At 58.6% G+C, this 17,816-nt stretch carries 19 protein-coding genes; 9 read left to right on the top strand and 10 right to left on the bottom strand.

Annotated elements, in window-relative coordinates; translation table 11 throughout:
- Positions 1-3 precede the first annotated feature (3 nt).
- The 3 genes from J2751_RS11980 to J2751_RS11970 are packed head-to-tail and all read left to right on the top strand — an operon-like array spanning position 4 to position 3,163.
- Positions 4-987 (top strand): ABC transporter permease, encoded by a 984-nt coding sequence (locus J2751_RS11980; protein WP_209486321.1) that lies wholly within the window; start codon positions 4-6, stop codon positions 985-987.
- Positions 988-2,055: an ABC transporter ATP-binding protein gene (locus J2751_RS11975; RefSeq protein ID WP_209486319.1), complete on the top strand. Its 1,068-nt coding sequence runs from the start codon at positions 988-990 to the stop codon at positions 2,053-2,055.
- 1 nt (position 2,056) lies between these two features.
- On the top strand, positions 2,057-3,163 hold the full coding sequence (locus J2751_RS11970) for an ABC transporter ATP-binding protein (RefSeq protein ID WP_209486317.1): 1,107 nt from the start codon (positions 2,057-2,059) through the stop codon (positions 3,161-3,163).
- A 33-nt stretch (positions 3,164-3,196) separates the two neighbouring features.
- Here the strand turns inward: J2751_RS11970 and J2751_RS11965 are convergent, their stop codons facing one another.
- On the bottom strand, positions 3,197-4,651 hold the full coding sequence (locus tag J2751_RS11965) for a metallopeptidase TldD-related protein (RefSeq protein ID WP_209486316.1): 1,455 nt from the start codon (positions 4,649-4,651) through the stop codon (positions 3,197-3,199).
- 149 nt (positions 4,652-4,800) lie between these two features.
- On the opposite strand from J2751_RS11965, the gene J2751_RS11960 reads away from it, so the two are divergent.
- Positions 4,801-6,069 carry an amidohydrolase gene (locus tag J2751_RS11960; protein ID WP_209486314.1) on the top strand — a complete coding sequence of 423 codons (1,269 nt, stop codon included), beginning with the start codon at positions 4,801-4,803 and terminating at the stop codon, positions 6,067-6,069.
- Positions 6,070-6,293: 224 nt separating this feature from the next.
- Positions 6,294-6,836 carry a hypothetical protein gene (locus J2751_RS11955; protein ID WP_209486312.1) on the top strand — a complete coding sequence of 181 codons (543 nt, stop codon included), beginning with the start codon at positions 6,294-6,296 and terminating at the stop codon, positions 6,834-6,836.
- 33 nt (positions 6,837-6,869) lie between these two features.
- Here J2751_RS11955 and J2751_RS11950 read toward each other — a convergent pair whose 3' ends face one another.
- The 4 genes from J2751_RS11950 to J2751_RS11935 form a co-directional block, all read right to left on the bottom strand.
- Positions 6,870-7,304, bottom strand: coding sequence for a hypothetical protein (locus tag J2751_RS11950; protein WP_209486310.1), 435 nt, complete (start codon positions 7,302-7,304; stop codon positions 6,870-6,872).
- Positions 7,297-8,103 carry a ParA family protein gene (locus tag J2751_RS11945; RefSeq protein WP_209486308.1) on the bottom strand — a complete coding sequence of 269 codons (807 nt, stop codon included), beginning with the start codon at positions 8,101-8,103 and terminating at the stop codon, positions 7,297-7,299. Before J2751_RS11945 ends, J2751_RS11950 begins: the two co-directional genes overlap by 8 nt.
- A 274-nt stretch (positions 8,104-8,377) precedes the next feature.
- Entirely contained in the window at positions 8,378-8,626 is a 249-nt protein-coding gene (locus J2751_RS11940; protein ID WP_007992740.1) for a type II toxin-antitoxin system HicA family toxin, read from the bottom strand.
- Between the two features lie 5 nt (positions 8,627-8,631).
- Positions 8,632-8,934 (bottom strand): type II toxin-antitoxin system HicB family antitoxin, encoded by a 303-nt coding sequence (locus tag J2751_RS11935; RefSeq protein ID WP_209486306.1) that lies wholly within the window; start codon positions 8,932-8,934, stop codon positions 8,632-8,634.
- A 288-nt stretch (positions 8,935-9,222) separates the two neighbouring features.
- On the opposite strand from J2751_RS11935, the gene J2751_RS11930 reads away from it, so the two are divergent.
- The 3 genes from J2751_RS11930 to J2751_RS15575 all read left to right on the top strand — a co-directional run bounded on the left by J2751_RS11930 (position 9,223) and on the right by J2751_RS15575 (position 10,103).
- Positions 9,223-9,384: a hypothetical protein gene (locus tag J2751_RS11930; RefSeq protein WP_209486304.1), complete on the top strand. Its 162-nt coding sequence runs from the start codon at positions 9,223-9,225 to the stop codon at positions 9,382-9,384.
- Between the two features lie 92 nt (positions 9,385-9,476).
- Positions 9,477-9,638 (top strand): hypothetical protein, encoded by a 162-nt coding sequence (locus J2751_RS15580; RefSeq protein ID WP_245202763.1) that lies wholly within the window; start codon positions 9,477-9,479, stop codon positions 9,636-9,638.
- Positions 9,639-9,941: 303 nt separating this feature from the next.
- Positions 9,942-10,103, top strand: a complete 162-nt coding sequence (locus J2751_RS15575; RefSeq protein WP_245202762.1) for a hypothetical protein — start codon at positions 9,942-9,944, stop codon at positions 10,101-10,103.
- Positions 10,104-10,309: 206 nt separating this feature from the next.
- On the opposite strand, the gene J2751_RS11920 is transcribed toward J2751_RS15575, so the two are convergent.
- The 5 genes from J2751_RS11920 to J2751_RS11900 all read right to left on the bottom strand — a co-directional run bounded on the left by J2751_RS11920 (position 10,310) and on the right by J2751_RS11900 (position 16,199).
- Complete coding sequence (locus tag J2751_RS11920; RefSeq protein WP_209486303.1) at positions 10,310-11,353, bottom strand: restriction endonuclease; 1,044 nt, start codon at positions 11,351-11,353, stop codon at positions 10,310-10,312.
- Entirely contained in the window at positions 11,350-12,036 is a 687-nt protein-coding gene (locus tag J2751_RS15570; protein WP_245202761.1) for a hypothetical protein, read from the bottom strand. The genes J2751_RS11920 and J2751_RS15570 overlap by 4 nt, the downstream gene beginning before the upstream one ends.
- A complete protein-coding gene (locus tag J2751_RS11910; RefSeq protein WP_209486348.1) occupies positions 12,036-12,377 on the bottom strand; it encodes a DUF7344 domain-containing protein in 342 nt (113 codons plus the stop codon). Before J2751_RS11910 ends, J2751_RS15570 begins: the two co-directional genes overlap by 1 nt.
- A gap of 530 nt (positions 12,378-12,907) precedes the next feature.
- On the bottom strand, positions 12,908-14,638 hold the full coding sequence (locus J2751_RS11905) for a hypothetical protein (RefSeq protein ID WP_209486302.1): 1,731 nt from the start codon (positions 14,636-14,638) through the stop codon (positions 12,908-12,910).
- 676 nt (positions 14,639-15,314) lie between these two features.
- Entirely contained in the window at positions 15,315-16,199 is an 885-nt protein-coding gene (locus J2751_RS11900) for a hypothetical protein (protein WP_209486301.1), read from the bottom strand.
- A gap of 263 nt (positions 16,200-16,462) precedes the next feature.
- Between J2751_RS11900 and J2751_RS11895 the strand changes: the two genes are divergently transcribed.
- The coding region (locus J2751_RS11895; RefSeq protein WP_209486300.1) for a hypothetical protein at positions 16,463-17,816 on the top strand (1,354 nt) is incomplete at its 3' end.

Below are 17,816 nucleotides of genomic sequence, written 5' to 3'. Positions count from 1 at the left end.
ACCATGGCAACACAAGACGAACCCTCGATATTCGCGGACCTCGACGACAGCACAGTCGACGAGAGCGAAGAGCAGGTGAACCGATGGAAGCGTAACCTGCGGCTCTGGCGTGAGACGCTCGGGGAACAGTGGCGGATGCTCACGAACGACCTGCTGGTGAAGCTCGCGATGGTCACGATGGCGTTCTTCATGGCCGTGGCGATCTTCGCGCCGTTCATTGCGCCACACCAGCCGCTGAACCGCCAGTACGAGACGGACGCGGAGCTCATCATCGCCGACTGGGTCGATCCGATGTTCATCGACTCGGAGTCGGTGTACGTCCTCGGAACGACGGCGGAGGGGTTCGACATCTTCAGTCAGCTGATCTACGGCTCGCGGGCTGCGCTGCTCGTCGGGCTGCTCGCAGCGGTGTTCACCGCGGGGATCGGAACGCTGGTCGGGCTGACCGCCGGCTACTACGGCGGGAAGATCGACGACACGCTGATGCGAATCGTCGACTTCCTCTACGGGATGCCGCTTCTGCCGACGGTGATAATCCTCGTCGCCCTGCTCGGCCCGAGCCTGTGGAACATCATCTTCGCGATCATCGTGCTCCAGTGGCGCTCGACGGCGCGTGTCATCCGCTCACAGGCGCTCTCGTTGCGGGAGCGACCGTTCGTGAAGGCGGCACAGGTCGCGGGCGCCAGCGACTGGCACATCATCTCCAGACATCTCGCGCCGAACGTGCTTCCCATGTCGTTCCTCTACGGCGCGTTCGCGATCGCGTGGGCGATCCTCGCGGAGGCCGGCGTCTCGTTCATCGGCCTCGGTGACCCCAACCGCGTCTCCTGGGGAACCATGCTGCAGTCCTCGCGTGCGTACGCGGCGCTTGACTTCGGTGTCTGGTGGTGGTTCGTGCCGCCTGGCATCTGTATCGGCCTCGTGGTGATCAGCGGGTTCCTGATCGGCCGTGGCTACGAGGAAATCACGAATCCCGAACTCAGATAAATGACAGTACTCAACGTCTCAGACCTCGAAGTCTACTACGAAACGGAGACCGGCCCGGCACAGGCGGTCGACGGGGTCTCCTTCTCCATTGAGGAGGGGGAGAACCTCGGGATCGTCGGCGAGTCGGGCTGTGGGAAAACCACCCTCGCGAAGGCGATCATCGGCATCCTTCCCGACGCGGGGTACATAAACAACGGCTCGATCGAGTTCAAAGGCGAGGACCTCACTGAACTCTCGGAGAAGCAGCGTCGCCGATATAAATGGGAGGAGATCTCGATGATCGCTCAGTCGGCGATGAACGCGCTCGACCCCGTCTACACGATCCGCGAACAGATCGTGGAGGCGATCGAGACGCATCGACCCGGCACCGGACGCGTCGAGGCGAACGAGATCGTCCAAGAAATGTTCGAGCTCGTCGGGCTCGATCAGAAACGGGCCGACGAATATCCCCACCAGTTCTCCGGTGGCATGCGGCAGCGGGCGATGATCGCGATGGCGCTCGCGTTGGAGCCGTCGCTCGTGCTGGCCGACGAGCCGACGACGGCGCTCGACGTGATCATGCAGGACCAGATCTTAAAACGGATCGGCCAGATCCAGAAGGAGATCAACTCCTCGATGATGGTGATCACCCACGACGTCAGCGTCGTGGCGGAGACCTGTGACAGGGTGGTCGTGATGTACGCGGGACAGATCGCCGAGGAGGGGCCCGTCGAAGAGATATTTGGGAAGCCGTATCACCCGTACACGATGGGATTGAAGCGGGCGTTCCCGAACATCCGCGAGTCCGACCAAAACCTGCTGTCGATCTCCGGCTATCCACCGGAGCTGATCGACCCGCCCTCGGGCTGTCGGTTCGCCGAGCGCTGCCCGCTTGCGACCGAGAAATGTCGCGAGATCGAACCGGAGGCACACTACAACAACGGTCTCCGATCGTACTGTCACTACGCGGACGCGATCGACGACGGCTTTCGAGCGCGCGCGGACGACCCGGCGACCTGGGCCGACACTGAGGCGGCGCGAGCGATCAGGACGATGAAGGAAGGAACGATGATGGAGGGGAACGACTGAGATGAGCCTGAACGACCCTGTCGACGACGAGACGCTGTTGGAGGTCCGTGATCTTCAGAAACATTTCAAGGTGGACGAGGGGCTCATCTCCAGTCTGCTGCGGGCCATGACCGGAAGCGAATCCGACTACGTCCACGCCGTCGACGGCGTGACCTTCGACCTAAAGCGCGGCGAGACGCTTGGGCTCGCGGGCGAGTCCGGCTGCGGGAAGACGACGACGGGCATGTCGCTCGTGAAGCTCCACGAAGCGACCGACGGTTCCATCCGATTCAGAGGGACTGACCTCACGGACGCAAACGAGGAGGAGATGGTGCAGTTCAGACAGAACGCCCAGATGATCTTCCAGGACCCCTTCGAGTCGCTGAACCCGCGGATGACGGTCTACGACACCATTGCGGAGCCGCTGCGGATCCACGACATCCGCAACGAGACGGCCCGGGTTCGCCGCGCGCTGGAGTTCGCGGAGCTGCAGCCGCCGGACCAGTACTTCGATCAGTATCCACACGAGCTCTCCGGCGGCCAGCGCCAGCGCGTCGCCATCGCCCGGGCGCTCGTGTTGGACCCAGACTTCATCGTCGCCGACGAGCCGGTGAGCATGCTCGACGTCTCGCTACGGGCGGGCGTGCTCTCGCTGATGGAGCGGATGACCGAGGAGTTCGACCTCTCGGTCGTCTACATCAGCCACGACCTATCGCTTCTCAGACACATGTGCGACCGACTCGCGATCATGTACATGGGAAAGATCGTCGAGAAGGGACCGACCGAGGATGTGATCGAGCACCCTCAGCACCCGTACACGAGATCGCTCATCAACGCGGTCCCGGTCCCCGATCCGGGCGTCGGTCGGGAGCGGGTCGAACTCGCCGGCGAGGTGGGCGACGCCATCGACGTGCCCTCGGGCTGTCGGTTCCACGGTCGCTGTTCGGAGTACATCGGCGACATCTGCGAGACGGAGGACCCCCCCTTGGAGGCGAAAGCCGACTTCGATGGCAGCCAGAAGGTCGCCTGTCACCTCTACGAGCCCGCGGAGGGCGTCGACTCGACGCGCGTCGACGACGTCACGGACACGACCGCGCCAGACGACTCCGCGGCGTCCGCGAACGACTGACGCCGCTCACCGCTTCGCGCTCGGACTTCACGCTCAGCTCGACTCCTCGAGCGGGAGCGTCAGCCGCATCGCCGGCGCCGTGACCGCGTACGGAATCCGTGACTTGTGTTTCGAGTCGACCCCTGTGACCGTCTCCCGCTCCCGTCCGATCCCATTGATCGTCTCCAGGGTTGCGGGCGTCCAGACGGCCGTCCCCGAGACGGTCGCGCCGAGCTTCTCTCCCTCGATCCGGAAGCCTTCGGCGATCGACAGCTCGACCGTACCGCGGTCGGCGGATCCCTCCAGCCGCTCGGCGACATCGTGTGCGTAGGGGGCGCTCGGCGGCATCTCGCCGCTCCGCTGGGTGCGCTCGAAGGGATCGGAGTAGTGGCCCGGAGCGAACCGGCGGACGTAGACGTCGGCGTCGGCGAGAAGCGACTCCCGGCTCGCGTCGCCGGCCGCGACGTCGAGGTGTCGATGGTGGATCCGGGGCGCCTGCTCGTAGCCGAGCGCGGGAACGGCGTTGCCGGCGGGGACGGCGTTCGCCTCCACGGCGGTCTGTGTGTCATGAAGGAACGACTCGACGCGACCGTCCTCGACGAGCCGAACGGGCGTCGTCGGCCGGCCCTCGGCATCGTATGCGCGGGCGGCCCAGGAGCCGGCGGCGACGCCGTCGTCAATCGTGAGGGGCGCCTCGGTGAGCCGGTCGCCGCGGTCGAAGGGAGTGAACCCGAACGCCTTCAGATCGGCGGCAAGGTAGCCCGCAAGCTCGTGACACAGCTGGGCGGCCGCCTCGGGACCGAGCACGACGGTCGTGTCCCCGGTCGTCGCCGTCGTCGTCCCGGCTGCCGCGAGGTCGGCCGCGTCGCGGGCGGCGGAGTCGAGGACGTCGGACACGCGCTCGAGAAACGCGCCGCCGCGGGTGCTGCCCGCGTGGCGGCGAACCTTCGAATCGGCGTCGGTCGGAACGAGCGTGGCGTCCAGACTCGCGCGGTCGAGGGTGGTTCGGACGACGCTGCCGGCGGTCGTCGCGACCACCGAGGCGACCCGTCGGTCCTCGTAGGTGACTCGTGCTCGGTCGAGCGACAGGTCCAGGTCCGTGACCGCGTCGGCGATCCGCTCGCGTTTCGTGTCGAGATCGATCGCCGTGGTCGGCTCCCGTGCCCAGCCGTCATGGACCCCGCGGTGGAGCGAGGCGAGGTCGACTCGGGCGGGCGTCGACTGGCCCAGTTGTTTGCCGGCTGTCGCCGCCCGGTCCGCGAGTTCCTCGAGCCCGTCGGCCGAAAGATCCGTCGAGAAGCGGTAGGCGGCCGAGCCATCGGCGAAGACGCGACACCAGACGCCGGCGGTTGCGTGTTCGATATCGCTCCGCACCTCGCGTTCGGTGACGACAACCTCGGAGGTTTCCCTGTGGACGCCACCGGCCTCCGCGAACGCGATCCGGTCGTCCGCCTCCAGCGTCGAGAGCAACTTGTCCACCGCGGTCGCAGCCCGTTCGTGATCCGTCATCGACGTTGGTTGCCGCTCGGGGGAGTTGAAACCACCCAAGTTCGTTCGATCACTCCGCGTTCGGCCCGCCGAGTCGAACGAGGCGGTCAAACGCCGGTCCGGCTCGCCGGCGTGTCAACCCTTTTTATATCCCGTCCCGTCAGCCCGGTATGGACACACTCACCGCGTTTTCGGACGCGTCTTTACACGAGATCCGTCGCGACCTCCACGCCCATGCGGAGGCCGGCTGGAAGGAGTTCCGGACGACCGCGCTACTCGCGGCCGAACTCGAGGAGCTGGGCTACGGGGTGCACCTCGGTGCGGACAGCGTGAATCCGGACGAACGGATGGGCGTACCGCCCGAAAACGAGGTCGCCGCCGCCCGGGAACGGGCCCTCGAAGCGGGCGCTCCGACGGAGTACATCGACCGGATGAGCGACATCACGGGACTCGTCGCTGTCCGGAAGTTCGGTGACGGGCCGACGATCGGAGTCCGAACAGATATCGACGCCTTGGAGCGACAGGAGGCGATGGACGACGACCACCGGCCGGCTCGCGAGGGATTCGCGAGCGTTCATCCCGGCGAGATGCACGCCTGCGGCCACGACGCACACGCCGCGATCGGACTCGGCGTGGCCCGCGAGTTCGCCGACGGCGAGTTCGACGGCACGCTGAAGCTCTTTTTCCAAGCTGCCGAGGAGGGGGGTCGCGGTGGGAAGCCGATGGCCGAGTCCGGTTACCTCGATGACGTCGACCATCTGCTCGCGGTTCACGTTGGACTCGACGAGCCCGTCGGAACCGTCGTTTCCAGCTACGACGCGCCGCTCGCGAACGCCAAGCTCGATGTCACGTTCGAAGGAGAGCCCGCACACGCAGGCGGTGAGCCGAACGCTGGACGGAACGCGCTTCAGGCCGCAACGGCGGCGATCGGAAACCTGTACGGAATTGCTCGGCACGGAGGCGGCCAGACCCGAGTTAACGTCGGACGGGTCAACGCCGACAACGCACAGAACGTTATCTGTGAGGAGGCCACGATGCGCGTCGAGGTTCGCGGTGGAACCCACGATCTCAACGAGTACATGCTCGGCCGGACACGCGAGGTGATAGACGGTGCGGCGACGATGCACGATGTCGACTACGAGACGGGACTCTACGGAAAGACGACCACCTTCGAGAACGACGAGTCCGTGATCGAGACGGTCGAGGTGGCGGCGGACGCAACCAGTGCAGTCGACCGCATAATACGAAAGGAATTCGGCGGGAGTGAGGACGCTTCGTATCTCATCCGGCGCGTTCAACGACGGGGCGGCACGGCGGCGTATCTCGGTATCGGTGCGAACAATCCCGCAGGACATCACACGGCGTACTTCGACATCGACGAGACAGCCATTGACATCGGTGTTGACGTGATCGGTACTGCGGTCAGACAACTAAGCTGATCCGGAGAGGGAGCGATCAGTCCCAGCAAAACGCAGTCAAGCGGTTACGATCGCCTACGTTAGTACTTCTGACAAGCTGTATCGATCACTTTCACGGACAGTTTATAACCGTCAGCCAGATGCTCCGTGTGTGGTGGCCATGACGACGTGTTACCCAGAACGAGGAGTGGGTCACAATTCTCGATCGTATTCGGGAACTACGGGAAGCTCGGTCGACGTTGGAGGTGGAAAAAGATGAACTGGCTGCTGAGGTTGCGAATCTCTTTGCTGAACGTGTCTCAGAGAAACTTGCGTCACCAGCAGAATCGCAGGCAAAGGAGATGATCGACCGGCTCATCCAAGACATTGAAAGCGAGATCGATGACGGTGGTAGTACCGATTCACTCACACCTGATGTCTCGGAGTCTGTAACCGCTCAAGAACGTGGCGACGACAACTTGTATCGGATTCAACTCTCTGACGGCGAGACGGTCCTTACTGAGTTTGAGGAGACACAACAGGCCAGCGCGTTCATTGGGGTGGTAGATTATCTCGTACGAAACTACGACCTCATCTCAAAGCTGGAACCTCTTCCGTATATCCCGGGCCGAACGCGACCGATCATCCACAAGCAAACGAGTTCTGGTGAGAAAGAAATGAAGCAACCCCGAGAGTTGACTGGCGGACACTATGTTGAGGTGAATCTGAGTTCAGGGCAGAAGCAGCGAGAACTCGCCCGTCTCGTGGAACGATGTGGCCTTCTTGTGGAATTTGATGGCCCTTGGTGAATTGCCTCGGGTGAATCGTCTCTCTTGTCTTCCTTACTCCTCAATTCCAAGTCTGTCCGCTAGCTCGTCTTCATGATCAACCGCAAGCTCCACGAGAGCCTCCATAAAATCGGCGTGCTTTTCGATCCCACCCTCACCCGCTATCTTGGATTGTCCATCGAGACGATCGTAGAGATTGTTAAGCTGTTCCGCCTTCGATTCTGGAAGGTACATCGCCAGTTGCCGGCGATTCCGCGTTGAGTCTGGGTCTGGATTCGGTCCCGGCTTACTTGCATTACCTGCACTACTCGTGTTACCCGTATTATACGAGTTATCTGTAGTATCTGTATTATTCGGGTTATCCGTCGTATCCGAGTGGCTCATATTATCACCTGCCTCGTCATCGCCGCTCTCGTCTGATTCGTTATCACCTGAATCGGCCCGACGGTCATCGAATCGTGCGCCGAGTTCGTCTTTTGGATCAGTCATTGTTGAGAGATTCAACTTGTGCCGCGATGGCGTTGTACTTGGTCCGTAGCTGGTCTGTCTTGTCTGCGTCCCACGGGTAACCCGCATCATCCGGGTTATACGCGAAGACCGACGTCCGGTATTCGATTGCGTGCTCGACAGCTGCCCAGTCCGGGATTTCGAATACGTACTCTTCGCCAAACGTCTCGACAAACCATGTCCGCATCTCGTTGCTGACACCATCTTGCCCCACCTCGTTCAGCACGGCGGCTACTGTCGAAATCTGCACGTCGTCGAACTTGTCCTCGAGCGTGTCGATCTCATCGAAGAGTATCTCAAGCGAATCCTTCGCGATCGTGTTTGCATTGCTCGGGAACAACACGTTCTCAGCAGCCAGCAGAGCCCCATCAGCGAGCGGCCCAAGGTTTGGTGGTGAGTCAATCACCACGTAATCGTACTCTGCTGTAAGCCGGTCGAGAGCGATCTTCAGCGCTTCTACCCCACGGGCTTCTGAATACAGATGCTTCTCTAATCGGAAATTCCGTATATGCGATGGCACTATATCGAACTCGTCACCGGAGACGATCAGGTCGTCAAGATCATCCAGTGAGAGACGACCCATCTCGGACAGCACGTCATAGAGTGCATACTCTCCCTCGCGGTACTGCTCTCGGTATCCAAGTTTGAGCGTGAGCCCACCTTGTGGATCCGCGTCGACAGCCAGTACATCATGACCTCTGTCAGCGAGCGCGCCAGCTAAGTTGATACTCGTTGTTGTCTTGCCGACGCCGCCTTTCTGCATCCCGACATCGATTCGCATTACTGTCTCACCTGTATATTTCGCATAATACGGGTTCTACACATCATACATGTTATTGATGATACCTCTATCACATAAATCTACGTCAGACAGGCGATCGACGAGCGCCTACTTACATCGATAGCGTGTCTGTCCTTCTAATGATTGATATTGAATTCCGATAGTCATGCCTGATCGACTGTAGTACCACGTTTCAGGGTAACTCACGCTATCCCAAAATATACACCCACACAACGATATCCGAGCTAGTGGCAATTGTAAATTGAATAACCGATCAGCACTGCTGGTCGATCCACTGACACCACTTCTCGAAGTCTTCTGCTCCGGACTGGTCTGCGATGTTACGTAGTGTTCCAGTTCGGATCCGAGCGTGTTGCGGGACGGAGACAACACGGATATCGTCGTCGTTCGTCGGGTGCTCGTATCGAAGCTTGACGTGGCTGCCGGTCCGATCAACGATGACAAAGCGATTTTTCGAGAGTGCTTTGACGACATCGCGTCCGGAAAAATCAGGCGCACCCATCCGACTTACTGCATGAACTCGGGGAGGCCATCGTGCTCGTCGCGAGCCTGCTGTACTTCATCAGGATCGATACCGAGTTCATCAAGGACTTCTTTTTCCTCCTCCCAATTGTCGACCGAATCACCGGTTTCTCCCTTGTGAAGTGCGACTGCCTCGTCAAGATTGTCGAGGGCATCTTGCCGCGTCTCACCCTGGCTTGCGACACTGGTCGACTCGTCACGGGCGACCCACCAGCCGTCGTCCGCCTGAGTGAGCGTAATCGTTCGCCCACTCCGGACATCGTCGTTCGTACTCGTTTCGGTGCTCATTATCACCATGTTACCAGAGCGGCATCATAAGCATTCGGCCGCTAATCGAACATACCGTACAAAATCGACTCAACAACCGAGATACATGCGTACCCTGTAGTTGATGGCAATCAGTCGATCGCGTTCGCAGAGGCCATCTGAAACAGATTAGCCTGGCTATCTAGAACACTGACCCACCACCCTCACCGTCCTGCGGTTTCAGTCTTAACCAACAGACGGCAGTTCTACCACCGACCGTTGGTTAAGACTGAGCAGAGCGGCTTTCCCGGACCACATGGATCGGTGTGTATGGGCGATATCTTCCGCGTCAACTGTCCGGGCTGTGGAGAGGAGAAGGGCCCGATCACGACGCACCCCGGCACCGTCGGCATCCATTGTTCGTGCGGGATCACCGCAACCGTCGACATCGGCGCGCAAGAAATCGATGAATGGTGGGAGCGGGAGAACTGACCTATTACAACTCTAGCGAGGCCCGGATGGTGCCCCGACCTCGAGGGCAAAAGTGAAAGCAACACCGTACCGGGTGATGATGGCTCGAACGAATGAGTGCCCCGTCACTCCCGACCGGCTACGACGTCTCCAAGCACGTCCCAGCTGGCCGTCGTGACTGCCTGCTCACGGTCGGGTTCGACCAGCACCAGCAACACATCTCACGCTTTCTCGTTCAGCTTCACTATCGCGTCGCTCCCGACCCAATCGAATGAACGGCGATCGCCCGGGTGGACCACAACGAGACGTCGGCACTTGGGCATGACGTGTACCGCGAGGGACTCCATGTCGACATCGCCCGCCGTTCGCAGCCGACTGTTCACCTCCAACTCGCGCATGCGCCGCTGCCGATAAGTCGAGGAGCAGTTATCCGTGGCTGTGCCAATTACCTCAAACGCGAGGCTGAGTACTTCGTCGATGTCTTCGAAGAGCGTCGGTCGCCGGGCCGCCCGCCGTCGTGGTCAGATGGTGGTGAACCGACACCCACGTTTATCCCTTCGCGCCGGGTAGAAGGGGGTATGAGTCGTGAAGCCCCGGCCGACGCCGATATGGTCTCGGACGAGGAGCTCACCGAGCTGCTCGCTGACGCTGAGGGGATGACGCCCGAGGAAATCGAGCGCAGCGCTGCCGAACTCGATATCGCACCGCCTGAAGAGGCGACCGTCGTTGACGACGAGTAGACTACGGTTTTGACGTGGTTTCAGTGCCGCCGAGCAGCAGCTACGAGTGATCTACTGACTGACAGTCTTGTTCTCGTACAATTACAAAATGGTATAGAGGGTAGTGTCAGCAAACGAAAACTGATCGACAGCATATTCCAACAGCAGGGACTTATCAAACCTATTCCCTCGCTACCATATCGCACTTGGTCGCTAGACGTGATTCGTCAGTGGCCTGCTGCGGGATGCGTATCGTCGTCTCGATCGGTATCAATCGGTTCATAGTCGTAGTCCATCCCCACGGGAGTGAATCCAGGAACGTAGCTGAACCGTTTGCCAGGCTCTCCGTAGAACATGACGGGGAGAGTGCCCCGATCGTCACGAGCGTTGTACTGTGGAGGCCACTCGTTGAGTTCAGCAGACGGCTTGTACACTTGGGGTGCAGGAAGCGCACCTCGTTCAAGATCCCGCAGATCGAGGATCCGAACTTCGAACTGACGGGCGAGTTCCTCAGCCCGAGGTGTGATCTCGGTTGTGTGGCAGAGGACCGGCATTGCCCGGCAGGCAAACGCGATCGTACACAGCCGGAAGATCGTCGACGGCGTGATCGTGTCGCTCGTCCAGTCTTTACACTGAGCGACAATCCAATCAGTCGGCTGCCGTTGTTTTGGCTTCCGGTTGGCGACGACGTCGACCTCGAGACCGAACAGGTGCTGGCGCGTCTCTGCTCGATACCCCCACCGCATCAACGCGCGTTGGAGTTGATACTCAAGCCATCGCCCATCGCCAACCCCACGCCCAGCCACGTCTGCATAGACAGATCGGTGACTGGAGAGTTTCTCAAGCTGCGTGGAGTTGTCCGTCGACCCCTCAGAAAGTGCGTCCTGAAGAATGACGATGTGGTCTTGAATCGTTTCGAGTGTTTGCTCGATCGAATACTCTTGTGAGGAGTGGTCGTACCCCTGAATGGAGAGATCCTCAAGCAGCCGATCGAGACGTAGTTCGATATGATACAGTGCCTGAGCAGGGCCATCCCACGTCATCACCTCATGATCGCCTTGGGATGGGGAATGCTCTGTATCCGCAAGCTGTTGGCGGATCGTCTTAAGCGGGTAGAGCGCGAGGAACAACCGCCGCCGTGTGGTGACAGCTTGGACGGTCGTAAGTGTCTCCTCGTCTGAGAGAGCGTCCCGGAGCGTCTCGATCGCGTCGATAAGCTGGGTGAGTCCACGATCGAATCCCGGTGGAAGCGAGAGTGGTTCGTCCGTCATTGAGAGAGCGGGCTGGGAGTGAAGTCATGGCGAGTCAGTGCGGTTTCTGAGAGCGGTAGGAGCGTTGGCTGTCCGTGAGTGCGAAGGTGGTGGTAGAACTCGTCTGTCGTCGCAGGATACCACTGTGGGCTATCGCGCTCCCGGTAGCGGAGCTCGCCGTCGACGGAAACGACCACGCCCTGTTCGGTTGTGGCCGTCTTCGCGAACACGAGCGCAGGCGGGTCTGGACGCGCCCAGCCGTCACGGATCCACTCAACCATCGTTTCGAGCGGTGGCGGGTCGACAGGATCAGGATACCGGGCGGCTGCTGGGGCGCGGATCGCGACGTCCTCGACACGGTCGCTACCACAGGAGCGCCACTCTGCGCCAGTCCACTCGAATTCACGGCGTGTCCAGGACTCGCCAGTGTTATCGGGTTCAAACCGGAGGCGACGCGGTGGCGCACTCGGTGGGTCCCACTGGAGTAGACAGGTCCCGTCATCAGCGAGCGTGGCGTCCTCAGTTCGGCGACGGTACGCGAACAGTGCGGTGTCGATCTTTGCCCGTGCCCGCCGCAGAGTTGCGAGTGGATCGCCACCCGGTATCGAAACGACGTCGTCACCATCGTTGACTTCTTCGAACAGTCGGTGGAAGTTGGAGTCGATCTTTCTGAGCGTCTCCAATTCACGCTGGTACTCAGTCATTAGGCGCCCTCCGAGTCCGGCTTGTAGCACGCGGTTTGAAGCCGGCGGATGTGTTCGGCGAGGGGTTCGGTCGCGTCTGTCGGAGAGACGGACTTCGATCGGTCATCAAACGCGATTGCGCCGCACTCATCGAGCGTCTCGAGATGCGATTGGGTCAGCGAGATGTAGACTGAGGTGCGTTCGTTGCTCCTGATTTTACTGGGGTCAATCGCATTCTCGATGGCGGCGATTTCGACGGCCAGATCACCTGCGGTAGTTGCTCCATGCGACTGTGAGAGTGAGAGCAAGACGCGCCGGCGACGACTGTTTGCGATTGCGTTGAACGCACGGTCTGGATCCATCGGGATGGCAAACGAGGTCGGATCGTCGGTGGCTTCGGTCACTTAGACCGACCCCACGATGATTGTTCGACCGGCGTTTCGCTGGCGATGGTTCGGCGGGATTTTAGAACTGGACTGTGCGACGCGGTGTGTCTGTAGGTCAGTGTCGAGTGAGGTACTCTGGAGACCAGAGTTATCACTCCTGACCCTGTTTGGGTTGATTGCTGTCATTGGGTGGCAGCACGACTCCTCCGGCGCTAGGACGCCGGAGGGTTCCGTCAGGAATCGTGCGTGAGTCGAAGAGAGTCGGTTGTGACTTTTATATGAGTGTCACAAACCGTGGGTTGGTTATTTTGGCTTTTAAGCGCCTCTACAGCTGGAATTAGCTTCTGTTCTTAATTACATCTTAAATCACGCCTCACCACAACCGGTGGGTAAAAATAACTCCTTATGACGGCGAACGTCTCCAAAATAACATTGGCATCAAAGTTGGATCTGCGGACAGTTTTCACGTGGAAGAAGGACGGTCCCGTAGTTGTGGGGGCAGTGGCTTATCCCAGTGCTTCGACCGCATCATCGGGGTCGGGCAACTGCCGGTCAAACAGCCAGACTGCGTAGATGACTGCGAAGACCAGAGGAACCCACGCTGTCAACTCTCCCGAGGCCAATTTCTCGAACGTACCGTTCACGTGCCACGAACCGAGGAATGCCGTGAGAAGAGTTCCGAGAACCAGTCCGAGCCCTGTCTGGCGCTGGACACTCATGTTGGGGTAGTGCTCTAACTCCGGATGCATCGACATCCCACGGTGTTTGACCCACACCCACGTTGACGCTGTGTGGCCAGCAGCGATGCCCACGTAGCTCGTGAGGTAGATGGCGGCCCCGGCTGGGAACAACGCCTTCGCATCTTCCCAGCCCTCCAGTGTGGCCTGTCTGACTGTCTCAACGAGGTCGAACGCCGCGTCACCATCGATATCGCCGATGTCGATGCTGCCGATCTCGTCGGCAGGCTCGAGGTCAGCGACCGGGATAGATAGCTTAGAGTGGGCAAACTGTTCGAACGTGTCGAACCAACTGCCATAGCGGGGATCGTTGTACGACGTACTCGGGATTCGGGCAGACTGCGACCCCTGTGCCGAGGCTGCGAAGTCGTTGTCTCGACGGAACTCTGCGTAGGCCGTCGTGTACTCAGTGTACCAGAAATTGCGGAAGTGCCTCGGGGTGGGCTTCTCACCGTTACGAAGCGTCTCGTCGACGCGCTCTCCGATCGCTGTGACGGTATCTCGAACCCACTGCTTCGACCGTGCTCCGTCGTCGGAAGCGTCAGATGGGAACAGCGCTGTGTCGTTGCCCGGTACCGTCTCGACGAGTCGCACCCACTGCTCAATGAAGTCCTGACACAGGATGATGGGGACGAGACTGGGGCCATTCTTCCGGTCATCCGTGAACTCGACGTACGGGCGCTCTCCATCGAAGTGGATGTCCCGAATCGCTGCTGGGTCACAGAAGTCAGCTGGCCGCCATCCCATCACGGCCAGACAGATCATCACCATCTGCTCGGTCCGTGTCTCGCAGGCGTCGAAGTACGCCTTCACGAGCGATGTGGAGGGCGCAATCGTGACAGGTGTCGAATCTCCAGCCCAGTCAGAATCTCTGACCAGGGGTGTTAGGGGGTCATGGTCGACGACATTTTTGTCCTCCATCCGCGCGAGGAGGTCCCGCAGGGTCGTCACGTAGTTGTACCGGCTCTGACCACTTTCGAACTCACTTTTGAATCCTTCCATCAACTGTTCCGCGCGATTGAAGCAGACCTCACGCTCGCCGCGGCCGAGCTCAAAGATGTCGCTTGTCCCGGTCGTCTCCTTCGAGATCTCCATCGAGCGCCGGAGGTGGGTCCGCGCTGACGAGAGGCTTGTCCCGTTGAGCCGTTCGCCGACGTTGTCCTCGTACTCAAGCCAGCCTTCGACACGCCGGACCGTTTCGGGGTTGCTACACGGGTAGTCTTTTCTCGGCTGCTCGAACCCACATTCCTCGAAGAGCCATTCATCAGGACGGATGCCAAGTTCCCGGACACGTTGGAGGAAGTATCCGAATCCATTCTCCCGCAACCACTTGTGGGTCGGCTTCTCGTTCGTGTTACATCCCTGCTCTGCTCGCTGTTGCTTCACCTCGTCGACGAACCCGTTCCGGAGATACTCCAGAGTCCATTTTTGCGACATGATTAGTACTGCCCACCCGAGGGTGATATTCGTTACTGGGGTATCTCTTGTTAGCCGGTCCAAACTGACTACAAATCTTGATCGTCGTTGTTTGAGACTCCAAAGCTCAAAACCGCAGGACGTGAGTCAGAGCTTGTGTGGACAGAAACATCTCATAGAGTGTTTGGAAGCGGAACAAATCGCACGACTCAGCAGCCACCTAGTGGTGGAATAAACTATTGTGCGTTGGCTGTCGGAAGTTGAACAACCAACACACAAGTTAACCACACAACGGGAGCAGTCATCACAAAACCGATTGTGTACTTTATTTGGCCGATACTGAGGTCGGATATCCGCCGTATGCCGTCGACGGTCTACCGCGTCCTCCGTCAGCTCGAGGCTGACGATTGGATTGAGCAGCGAGGCAACAGCTGGCACCCCGATATGAAACCAAGAATGCTCGGGAACGTCGGCGGCGGCGAAAGCAGCGGTCGGAACATCGAACTGGATTGGTAGGACGTCGCTCAGAACAAGTCATCGGTTGTGTTACTCCCGCTGAAACCCGTTCGATCCCATTTGTTCAGTAATATCCTGTAGTGTCGTGGTGCGGTAATGCTTATCAGCACAAGTTTTATATCTTCACTATATCATGGTTATAGTGAGGACGCAGACTGAGCCCTTGCCTTTGGGGCGGGGCTTAGTCTGGCTAGCATGTGCGGTCACAGCGCACGTGTGTTGACGTCCGGCGGTTCTTTCCACTCTATAATTCGGTCAGTAGATAGTTGCGCACGACATCAGAACTCAAACGATCGACAATCGCCTCTAGTGGCCGATCTCCCCACGCATCAGTCGTTGGCGGGCGGCGTCCTTCGATCCAAGCTGCCGCCCGATCTTGACGTTTTGGCTCTCTTTGGTGGTTTCGAGCTCGAATTTCGTATTGAGGTTCTGGAGAAGCGTCTTTTGGCGTTGACCAAGAGTTAGAGATACGGTCAATCATTGGAATATCAACTGCCTCAATGCTCCCTTCATTATGTATTTCTGACCTGATTAACCCAGCAATATAGTCGGCTGCGGTTATCTCTGGATAAATTCTATCACCAGATTCTAGCATTGAAATGAATACAGGAGTTTCCCGGTCACCAAATCCCTCAAACTGTGTTCGCCCAGCTCGGCGAAGCTTGATATATCCATTACCGAAGTTGTCGCCCTTACCATCGTGTAGCAGAGCTGCATTTCCTTCATACCCGCCTTGGGAGTCGCGATGCCTAGTGAGAGATTTAGTTGAAATTATACACGCTGTCATCGCCTGCTTATCAACCGGGCAATTCCCCCAGCATGCAGCGGCGTGCCAAGTGATCGGCTCATCGCGAATTTGTCGAATCAACTCTATTACGGTGTCTGTGAGCCCACTGTCTGTGAGAGTAGATGGGGCAGAAGAAGACTTACTCACCCATGGATCAAGGTCTAACTCGATGAGCAACTCGGCTAGTCGCTCACCAGAACTACGCGGGCACTGAACAGCAGCGAGAACAAAGGCTCCGTCAGCAGAGTTTCCAGATTCGTCAATACCAACAACATGAGCCGCACGCTTGCTATCGCCCGAAGAAGATTCTTGAAGTGCTAATGGACGCAGACCAGATGACATCAGTTCGATTATAAGGTTGTTTACAGGCCTATATAAATGTCAAACTTGGCTAGTCGCTGCGCGTGTATTTCTTGACTTTTGGCTTTGTTGAAATCCTCTTCTTCATATACAGTATCGACTGAAACAGCCGGTCGGTAAGAGTTGCTTCCTGGCCGGTTAATTCAATCGACCACCGGTGAAATATCGTGAGGCGTTGCTGTGACACGCTCTCAGAACTGGGTTTATGTACAAGCCCGGGAGTATCCACGTAGCAACCAATACTCATGTTCAACGACGCTATCACGGCCGAATCCGTGCTTCTCGACAATGACACGGACGGTGAGAGTGGTGTTGTTGACCTGTCGCTGACCGAGTCCGGTGACATTACTGGTGACGTGACCGGTGATGTGGAGCCGTTAGAGACAGTGGAAGAATCCATCGGGCAGGTAACCGGTTCTCAACCCCCCCAATTCGATGAATTCCATGGAGAGACTCGTGACGGCGTCCCGGTAACGTTGGAAAAAGTAATTACATCGACGGAATTCGATGGGAGGGACGGGACTGCCCGAGTAACAGGGATCACGCCGTCTGTTGTTGTGTTCGATTCAGCTCCGGACAACGCGTTTGTCGGTGAAGATGCCACGATCGAGTTTGATGTGCTGAATTTCCGTGTTCCAAATACGTGGTTCCCGCAACCGGACGACACACCGCTTTTGGAACGTGATGAGTTCGCGATTCAATCACATCAAGTGGACGGGTTCGAAGAGCGAATACAGCAAATCAAAGAATACAGGCGGTCACTTCGCACCGCGACGGTTACGCTAACACACTCGGTAAACGGTCCGGTAGACATTCAATTCGATCACGCATCGTGTACTCTTCAACCCGCGATATGGTTGATAGCGTTCGTTCAAGGAGTATTCCCCGCGCCGGTTCGAGCTCGAATCACTGCGGTTGACGGTGACACAGTGTCGTGGACATACGAGCGGTGGATGACAACGTGGCGTGATGATATCGGTCATGCTTTCTCTGGTGGTCGGATTGACGGTGCGAACGACGTGCGAGTGTTTCTCGATCACGGATATGACCGATTTGTTGAGAGAGCGGAACAGTACCGGTACCAACGGTGTATTTCGTGGTATCTCGATGCGATGCTGAGTGATCGGACTGTGAATGCTCGGATTGCGTCGATTGCGGCCGGGATGGAAGTTCTGGCTGAACGGTACGCAGCGCACGACGAGACTGTGGGGAGCGCCACGGCTGACAAGATCCGGAATTTAGTCACGTCGCTTAATGTTGATGTGGATGATCTTGCTGCGTTCTCTGAAACGTTCGAGGATACGTCAGATGGGACGAAAGAGTACTTCTACTCTAACTCACGGAATTTCGTGTTACACAACGAACGAGACGACATGCCGTTTGATAATGTCTTCACGGATTACGAGGCAGCGATTACACTATTCAGGCGGGTGCTTGCCAACGAATTCGTTCTCGACGAGGAACGCGATCGGTACACGTCGTTACTCAACCTCTCCCCGACAGATGCCTTGTTGAACGCAAGACTGCGTCGGGGTGGGGTCGATAATTCACGGTTTTACCGCGTCAGAGACCGGTTCTTGGAGTCAGAAGATGCGATAG

It is taken from the genome of Halorubrum alkaliphilum (genome assembly GCF_017873815.1).
Taxonomy (GTDB): Archaea; Halobacteriota; Halobacteria; order Halobacteriales; family Haloferacaceae; genus Halorubrum; species Halorubrum alkaliphilum.
Note: the sequence above shows the minus strand (reverse complement) of the source record. Positions and strands in the feature narration are given on the sequence as shown.